Source organism: Arthrobacter humicola, from assembly GCF_039531445.1.
Classification (GTDB): domain Bacteria; phylum Actinomycetota; class Actinomycetes; order Actinomycetales; family Micrococcaceae; genus Arthrobacter; species Arthrobacter humicola.
This window is the reverse complement of the sequence record NZ_BAAAQB010000041.1, coordinates 68,534-85,307: the sequence shown is the minus strand read 5'-3', so window position 1 is coordinate 85,307 and position 16,774 is coordinate 68,534. Positions and strand designations below refer to the sequence as shown.

The 16,774-nt window shown below is 67.1% G+C and carries 15 protein-coding genes, 1 pseudogene and 1 riboswitch; of the genes and pseudogenes, 12 read left to right on the top strand and 4 right to left on the bottom strand.

Features of this window, described 5'->3' with window-relative positions:
* The first annotated feature begins 178 nt into the window (after positions 1 to 178).
* Genes ABD243_RS16995 through ABD243_RS16980 form a run of 4 tightly spaced genes read left to right on the top strand, consistent with a single transcriptional unit; the run spans position 179 to position 7,865 of the window.
* Complete coding sequence (locus ABD243_RS16995; RefSeq protein ID WP_344367564.1) at positions 179 to 3,325, top strand: efflux RND transporter permease subunit; 3,147 nt, start codon at positions 179 to 181, stop codon at positions 3,323 to 3,325.
* Positions 3,322 to 3,792, top strand: coding sequence for an efflux RND transporter periplasmic adaptor subunit (locus ABD243_RS16990; RefSeq protein WP_344367563.1), 471 nt, complete (start codon positions 3,322 to 3,324; stop codon positions 3,790 to 3,792). The genes ABD243_RS16995 and ABD243_RS16990 overlap by 4 nt, the downstream gene beginning before the upstream one ends.
* A gap of 1 nt (position 3,793) precedes the next feature.
* Positions 3,794 to 6,934, top strand: coding sequence for an efflux RND transporter permease subunit (locus tag ABD243_RS16985; protein ID WP_344367562.1), 3,141 nt, complete (start codon positions 3,794 to 3,796; stop codon positions 6,932 to 6,934).
* A 43-nt stretch (positions 6,935 to 6,977) separates the two neighbouring features.
* Positions 6,978 to 7,865 (top strand): hypothetical protein, encoded by an 888-nt coding sequence (locus ABD243_RS16980; protein WP_344367561.1) that lies wholly within the window; start codon positions 6,978 to 6,980, stop codon positions 7,863 to 7,865.
* Between the two features lie 13 nt (positions 7,866 to 7,878).
* On the opposite strand, the gene ABD243_RS16975 is transcribed toward ABD243_RS16980, so the two are convergent.
* The 3 genes from ABD243_RS16975 to ABD243_RS16965 all read right to left on the bottom strand — a co-directional run bounded on the left by ABD243_RS16975 (position 7,879) and on the right by ABD243_RS16965 (position 10,625).
* Positions 7,879 to 9,048, bottom strand: a complete 1,170-nt coding sequence (locus ABD243_RS16975; RefSeq protein ID WP_344367560.1) for a serine hydrolase — start codon at positions 9,046 to 9,048, stop codon at positions 7,879 to 7,881.
* Positions 9,049 to 9,222: 174 nt separating this feature from the next.
* Entirely contained in the window at positions 9,223 to 10,428 is a 1,206-nt protein-coding gene (locus tag ABD243_RS16970; RefSeq protein ID WP_344367559.1) for a type II toxin-antitoxin system HipA family toxin, read from the bottom strand.
* Complete coding sequence (locus ABD243_RS16965) at positions 10,428 to 10,625, bottom strand: helix-turn-helix transcriptional regulator (RefSeq protein ID WP_344367558.1); 198 nt, start codon at positions 10,623 to 10,625, stop codon at positions 10,428 to 10,430. Before ABD243_RS16965 ends, ABD243_RS16970 begins: the two co-directional genes overlap by 1 nt.
* Positions 10,626 to 10,831: 206 nt before the next feature.
* Between ABD243_RS16965 and ABD243_RS16960 the strand changes: the two genes are divergently transcribed.
* The 5 genes from ABD243_RS16960 (at position 10,832) to ABD243_RS16940 (ending at position 14,684) form a co-directional block, all read left to right on the top strand.
* Positions 10,832 to 11,389: a dihydrofolate reductase family protein gene (locus tag ABD243_RS16960; RefSeq protein ID WP_344367557.1), complete on the top strand. Its 558-nt coding sequence runs from the start codon at positions 10,832 to 10,834 to the stop codon at positions 11,387 to 11,389.
* Between the two features lie 109 nt (positions 11,390 to 11,498).
* Positions 11,499 to 12,269 (top strand): phosphatase PAP2 family protein, encoded by a 771-nt coding sequence (locus ABD243_RS16955; protein ID WP_344367556.1) that lies wholly within the window; start codon positions 11,499 to 11,501, stop codon positions 12,267 to 12,269.
* Between the two features lie 12 nt (positions 12,270 to 12,281).
* Positions 12,282 to 13,004: a VTT domain-containing protein gene (locus tag ABD243_RS16950; RefSeq protein ID WP_425547241.1), complete on the top strand. Its 723-nt coding sequence runs from the start codon at positions 12,282 to 12,284 to the stop codon at positions 13,002 to 13,004.
* 5 nt (positions 13,005 to 13,009) lie between these two features.
* Complete coding sequence (locus ABD243_RS16945; RefSeq protein WP_344367555.1) at positions 13,010 to 13,684, top strand: response regulator transcription factor; 675 nt, start codon at positions 13,010 to 13,012, stop codon at positions 13,682 to 13,684.
* On the top strand, positions 13,677 to 14,684 hold the full coding sequence (locus ABD243_RS16940; RefSeq protein WP_344367554.1) for a sensor histidine kinase: 1,008 nt from the start codon (positions 13,677 to 13,679) through the stop codon (positions 14,682 to 14,684). The genes ABD243_RS16945 and ABD243_RS16940 overlap by 8 nt, the downstream gene beginning before the upstream one ends.
* A gap of 129 nt (positions 14,685 to 14,813) precedes the next feature.
* Here ABD243_RS16940 and ABD243_RS16935 read toward each other — a convergent pair whose 3' ends face one another.
* On the bottom strand, positions 14,814 to 15,488 hold the full coding sequence (locus ABD243_RS16935; protein ID WP_344367553.1) for an NlpC/P60 family protein: 675 nt from the start codon (positions 15,486 to 15,488) through the stop codon (positions 14,814 to 14,816).
* A 4-nt stretch (positions 15,489 to 15,492) separates the two neighbouring features.
* Positions 15,493 to 15,691, bottom strand: a riboswitch (cyclic di-AMP (ydaO/yuaA leader).
* 177 nt (positions 15,692 to 15,868) lie between these two features.
* On the opposite strand from ABD243_RS16935, the gene ABD243_RS16930 reads away from it, so the two are divergent.
* From ABD243_RS16930 to ABD243_RS16920, 3 genes and pseudogenes are all read left to right on the top strand, one after another.
* Positions 15,869 to 16,123 carry a hypothetical protein gene (locus ABD243_RS16930; protein WP_344367552.1) on the top strand — a complete coding sequence of 85 codons (255 nt, stop codon included), beginning with the start codon at positions 15,869 to 15,871 and terminating at the stop codon, positions 16,121 to 16,123.
* 35 nt (positions 16,124 to 16,158) lie between these two features.
* Positions 16,159 to 16,596, top strand: coding sequence for a hypothetical protein (locus ABD243_RS16925; RefSeq protein ID WP_344367551.1), 438 nt, complete (start codon positions 16,159 to 16,161; stop codon positions 16,594 to 16,596).
* Positions 16,593 to 16,774, top strand: a pseudogene (locus ABD243_RS16920) (cation:proton antiporter); the annotation flags it as partial. The gene ABD243_RS16925 and the pseudogene ABD243_RS16920, both read left to right, overlap by 4 nt.

Genomic DNA, 16,774 nt, shown 5'->3' with positions numbered 1-16,774 from the left:
GCCGCGCCGTGCGTAGCAAACAGGCAATTTGGCAAACAGGAAAAGCCTCAAAAACCCTTTTCCCGGTGATCGGTTTCGCGGCGGGGCCACTCCACGGCCCCGGATACAGACGACGCCGACGACTCGACCCTGATTCCCCTGATGTGTGCACTCCTGTGGAGCCTGCACGGTACCGGCCATGATGGGTGCAATCCTCCGCTGGGTCTTGCAGTTCCGCCTGTTGGTCCTCGCCGCGGCGGCGGGAATCCTGGCCCTCGGGCTCACCAGCCTGCCGGGCATGTCCGTGGACGCCTTTCCGGAATTCGCCCCGCCGCAGGTGGAAATCCAGACTGAAGCCTTAGGACTCTCGGCCGCCGAGGTTGAGCAGCTCATCACCTCGCCCATGGAAGCCGACCTGCTGAACGGCGTTGCCTGGGTGGAGGCGATCCGGTCCAAGTCCGTGCCGGGCCTTTCCTCAATCCAGATGGTCTTCAAGCCAGGGACCGATCTCTTCCGCGCTCGCCAGCTGGTCTCCGAACGGCTGACCCAGGCACGCGCACTCCCCAACGTGTCGGCGGCGCCCGTGCTGATGCAGCCGCTGTCCTCGACGAGCCGGGTCATGATGATCCGGCTGACCTCCAAAGACATGTCGGCCATCGACATGTCAGTGCTGGCCCGCTGGACCATGAAGCCCGGACTCCTGGCCGTGCCCGGCGTCGCGAACGTGGCGATCTGGGGCCTGCGGGACCAACAACTTCAAGTCCTGGTGGATCCGGCGCAGCTCCAGGCCAAGGGGGTTACGCTGGACGAGGTCATCAAGACGACCGGCAACTCAGTGTGGGTTTCGCCGCTGAGCTACCTGGAGGCATCCACACCGGGCACCGGCGGCTTCTTCGAGACGGGCCACCAGCGGATCGGTGTTCAGCATGTCCTGCCGATCACCACGCCGGAGGATCTGGGCCAGGTTCCCATCGAGGGGGCCGGCGGCAATCTCCTGCTCAAGGACGTGGCCACCGTGGCCACGGACCACCAGCCGCTGATCGGCGACGCCCTGCTGAGCCGGGACGCCGAGTTGCTGCTGGTCATCGAGAAATTCCCCGAGACAAACACGATGGACGTGACCCGCGGCGTTGACGAGGCACTCCGCGCGCTCCAGCCGGGCCTGCCAGGGGTCACCATCGATACCAGCGTGTACCGGCAGGCCTCATTTATCGACAACGAGGTCGGGACGCTCGGCGTCGCTCTGCTCATTACTCTCCTGCTGATCGTTGCCCTGTTCGGCGTCTTCTTCCGTTCCTGGCGCACGGCCCTGATCAGCCTCATCACCATTCCGGTGTCGCTGACCGCGGCGGCGCTGGTGCTCGACTGGCGCGGCACCGGGATGAACACCATGGTCCTGGCCGGCATGGTGCTGGCCCTGGCGGTCATCGTGGGCGATGTCGCGGAGGACCTCAACGGCATTGCCCGGGCACGGCGCCAGCAGGCACAGGACCGGCAACCGGGCGATTCCGTGATCCCGGCGGCCCTGCGGGCTGTCCGCACGCCGATCCTCTACTCGCTGCTGATCATGGCATTGGCTGTCATGCCTGCGCTCTTCATTTCCGGTGAGAACGGCGCCCTCTTCGGGCCCTTGGTGCAGAGCTACCTGATCGCCCTGGTTGTCTCGATGATCATCGCGATCACCGTCACTGCTGCCCTGGCATTCGTCCTTCCTGTCGCTTCCAACGCGCCGGAGCGCCGGTCGCTAAGGCGGCTCGAAGGCGCGTACGGCCGGCTCGTGACGCGCCTGGCGGGGAAGACACGGTGGGTGTTCGCCGCCGCTGCGGTGGTGGCACTGGCCGGACTTGCACTCGTTCCCCAGCTGGCCGGGAGCAATCCCGTCGTGCCGGTGCTGGCGGACAAGACCCTGGTGGTGCACTGGAACGCGAGTGCCGGCACCTCCGACCAGGAAATGAGCCGGGTCACCGCGGCAGCAGCCGCAGAGCTGCGCGCCCTCCCTGGCGTGGCCAACGTCGGTGGGCACGTCGGGCGGGCCATCACCTCCGATCAGGTCGGCGACGTCAGCTCCGGCGAGCTGTGGGTGACCGTGGCCGACGACGCCTCCTACGCCGACACGGCCGCCGCCGTCGACCGGGTGATCGCAGGCTATCCGGGCCTGACAAGCAAGATCTCCACCTACCCCCAGGAGCGCATCGACCAGATCCGGGAAGAGGCGGACAGCGGCTTTGCCGTCCGGGTCTTCGGACTCGACCCGGCGATCCTGCGGCAGAAGGCGGCGGAGGTGCAACAGCTGCTGGAGCACACGGCCGGAGTCGTTAACCCCCATGTCGACCTGCCGGCCGAGCAGCCGATCGCCGAGGTCAAGGTGGACCTCGCCGCCGCCCAAAAGGCCGGCGTCGTCCCCGGCGACGTCCGGCGTGCGGCCGCCGCACTGCTGCAGGGCATTGAAGTCGGGAACCTCTACGAACAGCAGAAAGTCTTCTCGGTCATCGTGAAGGGGACTGCAGCCACCCGCAACAGCCTGGACAGCGTCCGCGACCTGATCATCGACACCCCCAACGGCGGACATGCCCGCCTCGGCGACATCGCGAAAGTGACCATGGTCGGGAACGAGTCCGTCATCCTGCACGATGACACGTCGCGGCGCATCGACGTCAAAGCCGAGATCCAGGGACGCCCCCTGGGCGACATCCAGCGCGACATCGACGCAAGCCTGCAGAAGATGCAGTTCCCGATGTCGTACCACGCGGAAATCCTCACTCAATACGCGCAGCAGCAGAGCAATTACCAGTGGCTATGGCTCCTCGCGGCGGTTGCCGCGGCCGGCATCCTGGTCCTGCTGCAAACGGCGACGGGAAGCTGGCGGCTTGCCGCACCGCTCTTCCTGGGCCTGATCCTCGCGCTGTCCGGCGGCGTGCTGGCCGCCCAGGCCACGGGCGGGGTCAACTCGCTGGTGGCTCTGGTCGCATTCGCCGCCGTCCTGGGGATCGCCGTCCGCGGCGCCCTCCTGTTGACGGGCCACGTCCGGAGCCTGCGTGCCGGGGACGCCACTGCACCGTGGCCTGCCCTGGTGGTCCGCGGGACCCGGGAGAGGCTTGGTCCCGTGCTGATATCGACCGTGATATCGGGCCTGGCGCTGTTGCCCCTGGTTCTCTTCGGGGGCGTCGTCGGAACGGAAATCATCCAGCCGCTCGCCGTAATCATCTGGGGCGGCCTGCTGACAACGCTCTTCTTCACCCTGATAGTCGTGCCCGCCGTGCTGCTCCGGTTCGAGCCGAAGCCGGCACCCGGCGCAGAGACCGGCCAGGGCTCCGCTGTACGGACGGAAAGTCAGGATGCATCATGAATTCGACACCTTCGCAGCAGCGGGGCACCAAGGTTGCGTCATTCATCATCGGGGCGTTTGTGACGGCGTTGACGGCACTCAGCGTCGTCGGCTGCAGCCCGACGCCGGCAGCCGCCCCGGCCGACGGCGACCCTGCGGTCGTTGCCGAAGTGCCCGGCACGGACCTGCACCGGCTGACCCTCACCGAACACGCCGTCCAACGCGTCGGAATCGAAACCGCCGCGACGGCCACGGATCCCCAGACCAAGAAGCTCACCGTCCCCTACGGGGCCGTAATCTATGACAGCACGGGCAAGACGTGGGTGTACACCAACCCCGAGCCCCGGGTCTACATCCGCCAGCCCATCACGGTCGAGCGCATCAACGGCGACGTCGCCGTCCTGACGGAGGGGCCTCCGGCCGGCACCGTAGTGGTCACGACGGGGGCCGAGGAACTCTTCGGCGCTGAATTCGACACGGCCCACTGACATGCGCTGGCTCATCGGGATCAGCCTCCGATTCAGGACGATCGTCGTCGCCCTCGCCTGCGCCGTAATGCTGCTAGGTTCCCTGCAGTTGAGTGCCGCGTCCGTGGACGTCTTCCCCGAATTCGCCCCGCCCCGCGTGGAAATCCAGACCGCGTGCCTGGGGTTGACCGCCCAGGAAGTCGAAGAGCTCGTCAGCGTGCCGATCGAGGCCGCCGTGAGCGGCATGCCGGGTCTGGACGAGCTGCGGTCAAAGTCCGTGCCGCAATTGTCGTCGATCGTGCTGGTTTTCCACCAGGGCACGGACCTGCTCAACGCCCGCCAGCTGGTGTCGGAACGGATGGCCTCGGTAACCGCGGCGCTGCCCACCTGGGCGGCCCCGCCGGTGATGCTGCAGCCGCTGTCCTCGACCAGCCGGGTCATGAAGATCGGGATGACATCCCAGGAGCACTCGCTCATCGAAATGTCGATGCTGTCCTACTGGACGATCCGGGCCCGGCTGCTGCGGGTACCTGGTGTGGCCAACGTGGCCATCTGGGGTGAGCGGCTCCAGATGCTGCAGGTGCAGGTTGAACCTGACAAGCTCAAGGCCCAGAACGTCTCCCTCAACCAGGTTATGGAAGTCACCGCCGGCGCCCTGGACGCCGGTCTGCTGAAATACTCGCCCGGACGGTTCATCGGAACAGGCGGCTTCATCGACAGCCCCACCCAGAGGATGGGCATCCGTCACGTCCAGCCGATCCAGACCCCTGCAGACCTGGCCCAGGTGACCATTCGGGAAAAGGACGGGGTGGCACTGCATCTGGGCGATGTGGCCCAGGTCGTGGAGGACCATCAGCCGCTCATTGGTGACGCCGTGATCAACAACGGCCACGGGCTCATGCTGATCGTCGAGAAGCTGCCCTGGGGCAACACCCTGGATGTGACCAAGGGCGTCGAGGAGGCCCTGCACGAACTGCAGCCGGGCCTGAGCGGCATCAACTTCGACACCACGATCTTCCGTCCCGCCAGCTTCGTTGAGGAGGCGATCTCCAACCTCAGTGTCGCGCTGCTGCTGGGCTGCCTGCTGGTCGTCATGATCCTCGTCGCGTTCCTCTTCCAATGGCGCACGGCATTGATCAGCCTCATCGCCATTCCGCTGTCCCTGCTCACAGCCGCACTGGTGCTGTATTTCACGTCCAGTTCGATCAACACGATGGTCCTGGCGGGGCTGGTGATCGCCGTAGGCGTCGTGGTCGATGACGCGATCATCGACGTCGAGAACATCATGCGCCGGCTCCGACAGCACCGCGCCGCGGGCGGTGACGAATCCGCGTCGTCGGTGGTCCTGCGGGCCTCGCTCGAGATGCGGAGCCCGATCGTGTACGCGACGCTGATCATCGTGGTCGCGGCCGTGCCGATCTTCTTCCTGGACGGGCTCACGGGCGTCTTCTTCCGCCCGCTCGCCGTCGCCTACACCCTGGCTGTCCTCGCCTCCATGCTCGTGGCACTGACTGTCACACCGGCCCTGGCGCTGATCCTTCTGGGCAACGCCAAACTCGAGGAACGCGACCCTCCCCTGGTCCGGGTGCTCAAACGCGGCTACCACGCCGCCCTGTCCAAGACCATGAACAGGCCCCGGTACGGCTACGCCGGCTTTGGGGTGCTGGCGGTCGTGGGCCTGGTCATCGCTCCCCTGATGGGCTCGTCCCTGTTCCCCACCTTCAAGGAACGGGACTTCCTGATGCACTGGGTCTCGCAGCCGGGAACCTCTGCCGCGGAGGAGTACCGGATCGCGCAGCGTGGCTGCGAGGAATTCCTCAAGGTCCCCGGCGTCCTGAACTGCGGGACGCACATTGGGCAGGCTTTCGCCGCGGACGAGATCGTCGGTGTCAATGCCGGCGAACACTGGATCAGCATCGACCGCCACGCCGATTACGACAAGACGGTCGCCGCCATCCAGGAAGTGGTTGACGGCTACCCGGGACTGCACCGCGACGTCCAAACATATCTGAAGGAGCGCATCGAAGAGGTCATCACCGGCGCCAGCGAGCCCATCCTGGTCCGTGTGTACGGGGACGATTTGAACGTGCTGCGGGAACAGGCGCAGCGGGTCAAGGCCATCTTGGACGGGATCCAGGGCACCGAAGACGCGCATGTCTCCCTTGAAGTGGAGGTCCCCCAGATCGCCGTCACGGTCAATCTGGCCGCGGCGCAAAAGTACGGGCTCAAGCCCGGCGACGTCCGGCGTGCTGCCGCGACGCTCGTGGCAGGCGAGGAAGTCGGGGACGTTTTCCGCGACGGCCGGGCCTACGACGTCCAGGTCTGGAGCACCCCGGCGACCCGGGCCAGCGTCACCAGCATTGAAGACCTGCCCATCGACACGCCGAGCGGACAGCGGGTGCGCCTGGCCGACGTCGCGAACGTGAGCCTGGTGCCGACGCCGAACCAGATCGACCGCACCAACGGCTCCCGCCGCGTGGAAGTGGGATCGTTCCTGGCCCAGGGGGCGGACTTGGGAAGGGTGGTCGGCGCGCTGCAGTCGCGGCTGGAAAGCCTGGATCTGCCGACCGGCTACAGCGTGCAGCTGCTTGGCGAGTACACCGAACGCGAAGCGGCAACGAACCGCTTGATGATTTTCTCCGCGGCGGCGCTTGCCGTGATCCTTCTGCTGCTGCAGGCGTCCTTCCGGAGCTGGCGGCTGGCCGTGCTGTCGCTGCTGACGCTGCCGGTAGCCCTGGTGGGCGGCGTCATAGCCGCCTACATGACCGGCGGTGTCCTGTCCCTCGGGTCCCTCGTTGGCTTCCTCACCGTGATGGGGATAGCTGCCCGCAACGGCATCCTGCTGATCAACCACTGCCAGTATCTGGAAATGCATGAGGGCGAGACCTTCGGCCGTCCCCTGGTGATGCGCGGGGCGGCGGAGCGGCTCTCGCCGATCCTCATGACCACCCTGGCCACCGGGCTGGCACTGGTGCCCCTGGTCGTCATGGGCAACATCCCCGGCCACGAAATTGAACACCCCATGGCCGTCGTCATCCTGGGCGGCCTGGTCACCTCCACCCTGCTCAATCTGTTCATCGTTCCCTCTCTCTATCTCCGGTTCGCCAAATCCAAGAAGACACGTCAGAAGGAACGCGCGGCCGCCGGCCCGGCGACCGTTTGAACCCGGCTACGGGCCGGCCTGGAACCCCGCAAAGGAATGTCCGATGTTGCACAAGAACATTGCCGTAGTCAGTTGCCTCCTGGCGTTGCCGCTGTCCCTCCTCACGGCCGGTGCAGGGGAGGCCGGCACCGCACCCGCGCCGGCCCGCGCCTCGACCGCGACAGACTGCGGACCGGGTTCGCTGCCCGACTTCAACGCCGGAAACTTCCCCCACGAGCCCACAGTGGACAACACCTGGCTTCCCATGAAGCCGGGAACCCGCTCCGAGTTCACTGGCACCGTCAAGGACCTCACCACGAGTCCGCCGGAGGTCCACACGCACCGCGTGGTGTCGATCGTGACGGGACTGACAAAGGAGATCGACGGAGTCCGCACGGTGGTCCTGTGGGACCGCGATTACTCGGACGGAGTCCTTGGGGAATCCGAACTGGCCTTCTTCGCGCAGACCGAAAAGGGAGCCGTCTGGCTCCTGGGTGAGTACCCGGAGGAGTTCGACGCCGGGAAGTTTACCGGCGCCCCGAACACGTTCATCTCGGGAGTCGACAAGGCACGGGCAGGCATCGCCATGTTGGCGCACCCCGCAAAAGGATTTGGACCCTATACGCAGGCGTCAGCGCCCTCGATTGGTTTCCTGGACTGCGCCCAGGTGGTCAGCCGGAAAGCCAATGTCCTGAAGATCGACGAATTCAACCCGCTGGACGGGGCGTCTGTCGGCCACCAGCAAAAGTACTACCGCGCCGGCGTGGGGAGCTTCAAAGTCACGGCGTCCAGCGGGGACAGCCAGGAGTTCCTCAACCTCGTCTCGACCACGATGCTTGATGCGGCCGCCCTGGCCGCCGTCAACAAGCGTGCGCTGGCCCAGGATCGCCACGGCTATACGGTCAGTCCTGACGTCTACGGCACCACCGAAAAGGCCTGCACCGGTTCCTAACAGCCATCATTGCTCAGAACAACGCGGCGGTCACCGTCCGGGTGAGCTGCTGAATGATCGCCGTACGGGGGCCCATGTCCGAGTAGTCGCGGCCGCGCGTGTACACGACAAACACGAAGGCGCGGCCGTCCTTGTCCAGGACACTGGCATCATGCAGGTTTCCAAACAGCAGCCCGTACTTGTGGTGAACCCCTATGCCGGGCGGAACCGCGGGCGGGATCAGGGTCTCGTAATTGGTGTTCTGCATGTAGGACAACAGCTGGGCCGTGTTGCGCGCATTGAGCAGCTGCCCCGTGTAGAGCAGGTAGAGGGTCCGCGCCATCTCCTCCGGGGTCAGCAGGTTCACCGTGAAGTCGTAGCCGATCCCGATTGACGCGGCGTAAGCCGTCATCCGCTGCTGACCGACAGCCCGAAGTATCAGGAGCCATGAATCGTTATTGCTCTGCTGAACCATCTGGCGGATCTGGGCCCCCGCCGTCGAGGCGCCCAACGGGGCACTCAGCGAGGCGCGGCCGGTCTCGACGAGGTGGTAATAGGCCGACGCGGCAAGGATCTTGGCTGTACTGGCGGCGACAAAATTGCCCTGGACCCCGTAGCCGTGGACCACGCCGTCCGAGACATCGATCAACGACACCCCCAGTGCATACGCGCTGTTGGCCGCGATGATCGCGTTGATCCGGCTGCCCAGTTCGGGTGTGACCGTCGGGACCGTGACGGCAGCGACGGGCTCGTCGGCGATTTCCGGAGGCGTCGTGACGGAGGGGACGGCAGTACCGGAGGCCGCGGGCGGCGTGACGGAGGGGGCGGCAGTCGCGGACGGGGCGGGGAGGGCCAGATCAGTGGTTTCCGGCCCGGTAGTTTCCGGCACGGTAGCTTCCGTCGCGGCCGCTTGGCTGGTGTCAGTGACTGCCGGCGTTGCCTGCGCCGTGAGCGGGGCCGTGACGGCGGTACCGGAAGCCGCAGCGGCCGCCGCGGCCGCGGGCTCAGCCGGCATCCCCGGCATCCCCGCCTGGCCGCTCGCGTAGACGCTGCCGGTCACCGCCAGGGCGACTGCGACGGCGGCCGCCGTCAGGTACTGCGGCCGGATCCTTCCCACCCGCCAGGCGAGGGGCCATGGCCCGGGCTTCGACCCGTCGGAGACCCGGTGCCCGCCGGACCCGTAATGACGCGCCGGCTCAGTCATCCCGAATTCCCCGGGGCATCTGTTCGAAAAACGTTCGCAGACATGTTTCTCCCTCGGACGGCGACTGACCGCTGTGGGGCACTAAAGTCCCTGCATTCTGCACCCTCCCCGGACCCCGCGCAAGAGCCTGGCGCAAGACCCCGCGCAAGAGCCTGGCCGTGGGAAAAGCTGCGATCAGCCGGTCAGCTCCCGCCGTCGAAATCCCAGTTCCCGCTGCGCACCGTGCAGCGGCGACCCGGTGAACGGCAGGTCCTCCAGCCTGACGGTGCCCGCGGCGGCGAGCGCGGTCCTGTTGGCCGAGGCCGCCGCTCGCGGTGGAAGGCCCAGCGTGGCGGCGAACTCTGCCCAGTGCCTCGCCTTGAGGTTCCTGGTCTTCCCCGAGACGGGCAGAGCGAGGGTTTCGTCGCCGTAGAGGAGGGTGCACGGGACGTCGAAGACCGGGGCGATGGTGCGTCCCGGTCCGTTCCCGAGGACGGCCAGGTTCTTGGCATGGAGGTCACCGTTGCCGGTCAGCCAGGCAAAGACGAACTGCAGGTAGAGGTTGCGGCTCGCGACCACCGGTGCCTTGCAGATCCCGGCCAGGGCCGCTGCCACCTGCTCCGAGCTGACGCCGTACTTCGCTGCCGGGGGCAGTCCCAGCACCTGGGTGCCGTCCTCCAGGGGAAGCCGGATCCAGTCGCCGGCCGGATTCCTGACGCGGTCGAACCGTTCCACCAGCAGGCCGGGGAGGCCGTTCCGGTCCGCGATGACCCGGCTCTTGGCCACAGGGATCTTCAGCGACTTCGCGGCGCGCAAATGAGCGGCCTCGTTGACCACCAGATGCGGATGTTCCGGCGGGTCCAGTTTGAGCACGTAGCGGTGCCCGCGCAGGGCGAGCGGCGTCGTCAGCATCGAGGCGCTGGTCTTCCGCTGGACCCCCGGCAGGCCGTGCAGGTCCACCGTGTTGGCCAGCACGGAAAAGTCGAGTTCCTCCGGCCGGGACGTGTCGGCCAGGGTGGGCGGTTCCGCCGGAGGGGCACCCGCGGGGACCACCTGAACATCCCCCGGCACGTCCGCCCCCACGGCCAGCAGGAGGGTGAGTTCGTCGTCGAAGCTGGTCTTGGTCGCGTTCTTCAAGACCGTGAGCCGGTGCCCCTCCGGCAGGAGTCCGGCGAAAAACGCCGGCAACGCCCCGGCAGTGCTCTCCACCGCTGCCGCGGACAGCGGGAGGGAGACAGCCACGGGAGGCAGGCCGGACGTGAGATAGTCCGGGAGATAGTCGAACCTCACCGCGCCGGAATCGGTCCGGCTCAGGTGTCCGGCCAAAATGCCGCTCTTATAGACGTCCGCGGACCGGACGAACTTCAGGTCCTGCAGGTCCCCCGGCGCCAGGACCCCCATCACTGCACCGTCAGGTGCAGGCCCAGGACATTGCTGACGGCGATGACGGCCTGCAGCGACGGGTTGCCGCTTCCCGTTTCGATGGATCGGACGGTGCGCACCGAAGTTCCCGCCAGGTGGGCCAGGTCCTCCTGCGTGATTCCGGCGTCCTTGCGGGCGCTCCGGATGCCCGCAGCCACTGACAAAACATCACTCACAGCCGCGCCTGCCTCCCCTATTCCCCGCACCGGAAGAGGCAGGATGCTGCCGCTTGGGCGGGTCGTGGCTCCCATCCTGCCTCAGTGGCTGCAATTCGGCAAGATCCTGCCGGATCGGCGGTGGGGCGGGGGCTGGACATGACCGAAACCCCCCAACCGGCAGGATTCTGCCGGGGGTACGCTGGAAAAAACGCAAGGAGCGCCCGATGCGGAAAATTATTATGGCCATGCAGGTGTCCTTGGACGGGTTCTTTGAGGGCCCGGACCGGGACCTGAGCTGGCACATGGTCGACGACGAACTGCACCGCCACTTCAACGAGCAGCTCGCCGCCATGGACGCCTTCCTGGACGGCCGCGTCACCTACGAGCTGATGGCGGAGTTCTGGCCGACAGCGGACGCCGACCCCGATGTCAGCGCCCCGATGGCCGAGTTCGCCCACATCTGGCGGGAGATGCCCAAGATCGTGTATTCCCGGACGCTGAAGACAGCCGGCTGGAACACCACCGTGGTGCCGGAGGTCGTGGCCGAAGAAGTCCTGGCGCTGAAGTCGCAGCCGGGCGGCGACCTGGCCCTTGGCGGAGCGAATCTCGCGGACACTTTCCGGCGGCTCGGACTGATCGACGAATACTGGCTGTACGTCCATCCGGTTCTCGTGGGACGGGGTAGTCCCCTGTTCAAGCCTGAGGACAAAACGGTCCAGCTCCGGCTATTGGAGACCCGGACCTTCGGCAACGGAGTGACCCTGCTGCGCTACGCCGCGTAATCAGCCCTGCGGAACGTCCGGGCGGCACTTCTTAAGCGTTTCTTAATTGCCTCGCGGAAGAGTGGAAACCGGCGCCAACCTGGCGCCCTTGTCCCGAGCCGGAGGACCCATGACTGGACCCGTCCCTGTTGAACGCGATACAGCACTAGGTCGTACCGCCGCGCGGCCGCAGCTGCTGGCCCTCCCCCAGGTCCGCCACTGGTTGCTGCTGGGCCTCCTCCTCTCCGCCGCCGTCCTGGCTCTCGGCCTGGCGGCGCAGCTGACGCCGGGCTTCAGCGCCACCGAGCTCGGCGTCGATCAGGACCTCAGCCAGCATCACGCCGCGGCCCTGACCGCCGTCGCGATGATACTGAACGTCGTGTTTGGCCCGGTCGCCGGCGTCGCGCTGATCGCCGCCGTCGCCCTCTGCATCTGGCTGTTCCGCGGCGGACTGGTCAAGGCGATAGCATTCGGCCTGGTGGCAGTGTCCGGCTGGGTGGCCAGCGAATTCTTCAAGATCCTCGTGGCCCGCCAGCGGCCGAACCCCGCGCTGCTGTTCGATCCTTTGGCACCGGAAACCGGCTCCAACAGCTTCCCGAGCGGCCATGTGTCCTTTGCCGTCGCTCTCGGTTTCGCGCTGTATTTCCTGGCCCGCGGGACCCGCTGGGCCAAGGTATCGGCCTTCGCGGCCGCGGCGATGGCGCTCATCGTGGCGTGGTCCAGGCTGTACATCGGCGTCCACTACCCCTCCGACGTCACGGCATCATTCCTGGCTGCGAGCGCAGCCGTGGTGATGCTCACCGGGCTCTGGAACGTTGCCGCGCCGAAGATCGCGGACCGGCTACCTGCCCGTGCCATCGCCCGCCCGCTGGCCTCTGAGCCGGCATCTGAGAGGAAGTAACCTCTGCACACCGTGGACATTTCAGCCCTCCTTCCGGCCGCGCAGGCCGCCGGGTCACCGTCGCTGCTGGATCCGGCAAGCCTGCTCGCCGGTCTGGGCCCGGGAGCCCTGGGCGTCATCGCGCTCATGGTCTTCATCGAGTCCGGCGTGCTCTTTCCCTTCCTGCCCGGAGACTCGCTGCTCTTCACCGCCGGGCTCCTGCACCAGCAGCTGCACCTGACGCTGCCGGTGCTGATCGGCGTCGTCACCGCGGCCGCCGTCGTCGGGGACCAGGTGGGGTACATGCTGGGCCGCACTTTCGGCCGGCGATGGTTCAAGGACGATGCCCGGATCCTGAAGACGGCCCACCTGACCACCACGGAAGACTTCTTCCGGCGGCACGGCGGCGCCGCCGTCGTGCTCGCGCGCTTCGTCCCCATGGTCAGGACCTTCGCGCCGCTCAGTGCCGGGATCGCACGCTATGAGTACAAATCCTTCGTCCTCTGGAACATCACCGGCGCGGCGGCGTGGGCAATCTCCGTGACGATGCTGGGTACCTGGCTGGGACACTTTGACATCGTCGCCAAAAACATCGACGTCATCGCCGTGGGCATGGTCCTGCTCTCCGTCGTCCCGGGTATCGTGCAGTTCCTCAGGCGCCGCCGCACCAGCCGGCGCGCGGGGGTAACTGCCGGCGACACGGAGGCGGAAACCGGGGAGGGACTGCCGGCCCGGGAATTGGTCACGGAAGAATAGCTGACATGACAACCGCTGACCGGCCGTCCCTGCTGCTCGTCGAGGATGACGCCGCCCTGGGACCGCTCATCGCCGAGCTTCTGGACACGGATTACCACGTTCGGCTGGTCACCAACGGTCGTGACGGCCTGCACGTGGGGCTGACCGAGGCCTGGGACGTCATGGTGATCGACCGCGGTCTGCCCGTGATGGACGGCATCGCCCTCATCGGGGCCTTGCGGTCCAAAGGAATCGGCACGCCCATCCTGATCCTGACCGCGCTGGGCGACGCAGAGGAGAAAGTCAGGGGTCTGGACGCCGGCGCCAACGACTACGTGACCAAACCGTTCGACGCCGGCGAACTGGCGGCACGACTGCGCGCACTGACGCGCACCTATGCCGCAGTGCCGGCACCGCTGAGCATCGGGGACTGGGAACTTGACCCGGCGCAGCGCTCGATCCGCTCGGTCTACGGGCACACGGTGTCGCTGACCGCAAAGGAAGGGCAGCTCCTGGCAGCCCTGGCCGCGGAACCTGACCGGGTCTTCACCCGGGACGAACTCCTCTCAGCGCACTTCCATGCCTCCGACCAGCCGGGGGTGATCGATACCTATGTCCACCACTTGCGCCGGAAGATCTCCAAGGCCGTCATCCGCACCGTGCACGGCGTCGGCTACCAGATCGGCGATGCCCATGAGTAACGGCGGGGGCGCCGGCGAAACCCCGGACCACTCCACCCTGCGCAAGGCCTCCCTCAAAGTCGCCTTGCGGATCAGCGCCGCCTGCGCGGTCATGGTCCTCGGACTCCTCGCCGCCACGGCGCTGTACCTCGTCAACCAGCTGGCCCATCCTGAAGTTCCGCGTTCGGCATCGGCCGGGGCGGCCTACGCCTACCTGGATTCCCGGGACGTGCTCGAAGCCATGCTCATCGCCGGGGTCGCGGGAATCGTGCTGGCAGGCATCGTCGGATGGCTCAGCGCGCGCAGCGCCATCCGCCCCCTCGGCGACGCCTTGGCCCGGCAGCGGCGCTTCGTCCAGGACGCCAGCCATGAACTGCGCACTCCCTTGACCATCCTGGACACCAGGATCCAGCTTGCCCAGCGCAACACCGAGCCCGGCTCCAAACAGGCCCAGGACCTGGCCCGGATCCGGGAGGACGCGGCGACGCTGACCGGGATCGTCAACGAACTGCTCCTCGCGGCCACCACCGACGCCCCTGACCGCTCGGCAGCGCCTGCCGACCTCGCCGACACCGCCTCCGGCGTCGCCGAAAGCCTTCGGCTGGTCGCGGAGCAACGGGACGTGCGCCTGGACTTCTTCGCCGTTGCCCGGCCGCTGGCCAGGATCGACGCCAACGCCTTGCGCCGCGCCGTCCTGGCCCTGGCGGACAACGCCCTCTCCCACACCCCGCCGGGCGGCCGTGTGACCATCACGACGGCGATCGAGCAGAACCGCGCGGTCATCACCGTGGCGGACACAGGGACCGGGATCACCGGAGTGGACCAGGCCCGGATCTTTGACCGCTTCGTGCGGACCGCCAGCACCGGCGGAACACAGGGACAACGGAGCTTTGGCATCGGCTTGGCCCTGGTCCGGGAGATCGCCGTGGCTGCCGGAGGCGCCGTCGAGGTTGCCTCCACCGGCGACGCCGGCACGGTCATGAAGATGACGCTTCCGCTCGCCGCGGGCAAAAATGACTGAGAGACCGGGGGAATCCGTGAGAATCCGGGTAAGGGAAAGACCGGCGATCGCTTGCCCCCAAGGGAAAATCGATCGCCGGTCTTTCCGGATTGGGTGGCCCCGGGAGTGGCCGTCTGGCCCCTGCGGGGTTTAGGCGCGGACGAAGGTCACGCCGCCGGTCGCGGTGAGCCAGGACAGCGGGTGCACGATCGTCTGGTTGGCGCCGTTCATGCCGCCGCTGATCACCTGGCCGTTGCCGGCGTAGATGCCGACGTGGCCGGACTGGACCACCATGTCACCGGGCTGCGGGGCCGCCACAACGATTCCGAGGCCGAGGAAGGCCCGGGGCCCGATGTCGCCGACGGGCTTACCGGCCGCGCCAAGGGCCTTTTCCACCATCGCGGTGCAGTCCTGGGTGATGCCCAGCTGGCTGTATGCGGCAGAAAGCATGATGGCGTTGCGGCCACCGGCGGGCGCCGCGGCCGGGGCGGCCGCCGGAGCTGCCTGCACCTGTACGGACGGCGCCGCGGCCGCCTTGGGTGCTGCTGCCGGCGCTGCTGCGGGAGCAGCGGCAACGGGCTTGGGCTGTTCGATGACCGGCGCGGCGACAGAGCTTACTGCGGGGCGGTCGAAGCTGATCTTGACGCTTGAATCGGCGCTGACGGGCGCGCTGAGAAGTCCCTTGACGTCCGCGGCGGAGGCCGGGGCGGATTCCCGCTGCACGGGTGCCGGGGCTGCGTTGGCGGCCATTCCGCTGGTAAGAACCAGACCGGATGCGGCGGCGAGGACGGCGGCATGGCGCGCAAAAGTATTGATTGAAGACATGGATGTAGCCTCTCCCAATGCCTGCGAGGTGAGCTGTCGGATTCGGATGGGAGTCACCCGGCCGCACTCCGGGGCCCGTCGTTGCGGGCACTGTGCGGCTTCACCCCAAGGCCTGCGTATCAGCAGGCCAAAAGTGGTTTCCCCGTCTCTGCCGGTCGTTGGTGCGAGTTACCCCCGGGCCGCGGCAGAGTTAGGCAATCGGCTGGGGAGCGCCCGTATCGGAGACAACAGGCACTTATCCACCGTAGCGCGAACCGCAGGCAAAAGTCACATTCAGGTAACGGCCGCCACAGTGCGGTCCGGCAGTTGCCCATAGGGCGGCGCAGCTTTTCGACCATAAGATGATGCCATCAGCACCACCTTGGAAGCGGAGGCCCGAAATGAACAGCCACTGTGTCGCCATCTGCCAGTTGAGCAACCAGCCCCAGGAGGATTTCGACGTCAATACCGAACTGCTGATCCTGGACGGCCCGGACGTCCACGTGTCCACATGGGATGCGGAGCCACGGGACGGCGGCTTCGACGAACACGTCCTGAACGACCGGGTGGACGCCCTCGGGTTTATGGTTGTCAACGACTGGGCATTCCTGGACGGCAAGGCCTACGCGGTGGTGGAACGGCGGTCAGGAACGTAGGCGCGCTGCCCCCTCCACGGGACTAGTCTCATTCCATGACAAAGGATTCGGACAAGGGCCATGAGGGCGACCAGGTGTTGTGGCGCGGGGAGCCCGAGGAACACGACTATCCGGCCGCCGGTCGTTATCTCTCGCTGCTCACCGATGACGCACGGGCCGCCGTCATCGTGGAGTCGTTGCGCCTGGCGCCCGTAACCCACCACGTGGCCAAAGACATCCTGCGGGCCTCAGGCCTGCCGCTCCTGACCCGGGACAACCCCCATGTGGCCTCCGACCTGGCCAAGATTGCCGACGGCCGCCCGCTCTCCCCCGTCCTCCTGGTCCGCGGGGACCTCGACGCCGGAGTCGCGGCCCAGATTGCCGACGGCTATCACCGCGTCTGCGCTTCCTACCTCACGGACGAGAACACCGACATTCCGGTGAAGCTTGTTGCCCCGATTGGCCCGGGGCCGTCCCGCAGTCTCGAGCCATGACCTTCTTGACCCTGGCGCTGATCGCCGTCGTCGCCCTGGCTGGTCCCCTGCTCGCTCTGCCGGTGCACTGGCGGCTGCCGGTGGTACTGGGCGAACTGCTGGCCGGGATCGCGATCGGACGGACGGGCCTGGGCCTGGTGAACCCGGCAGATCCGACGTTCAGCTTCCTGGCCAACAT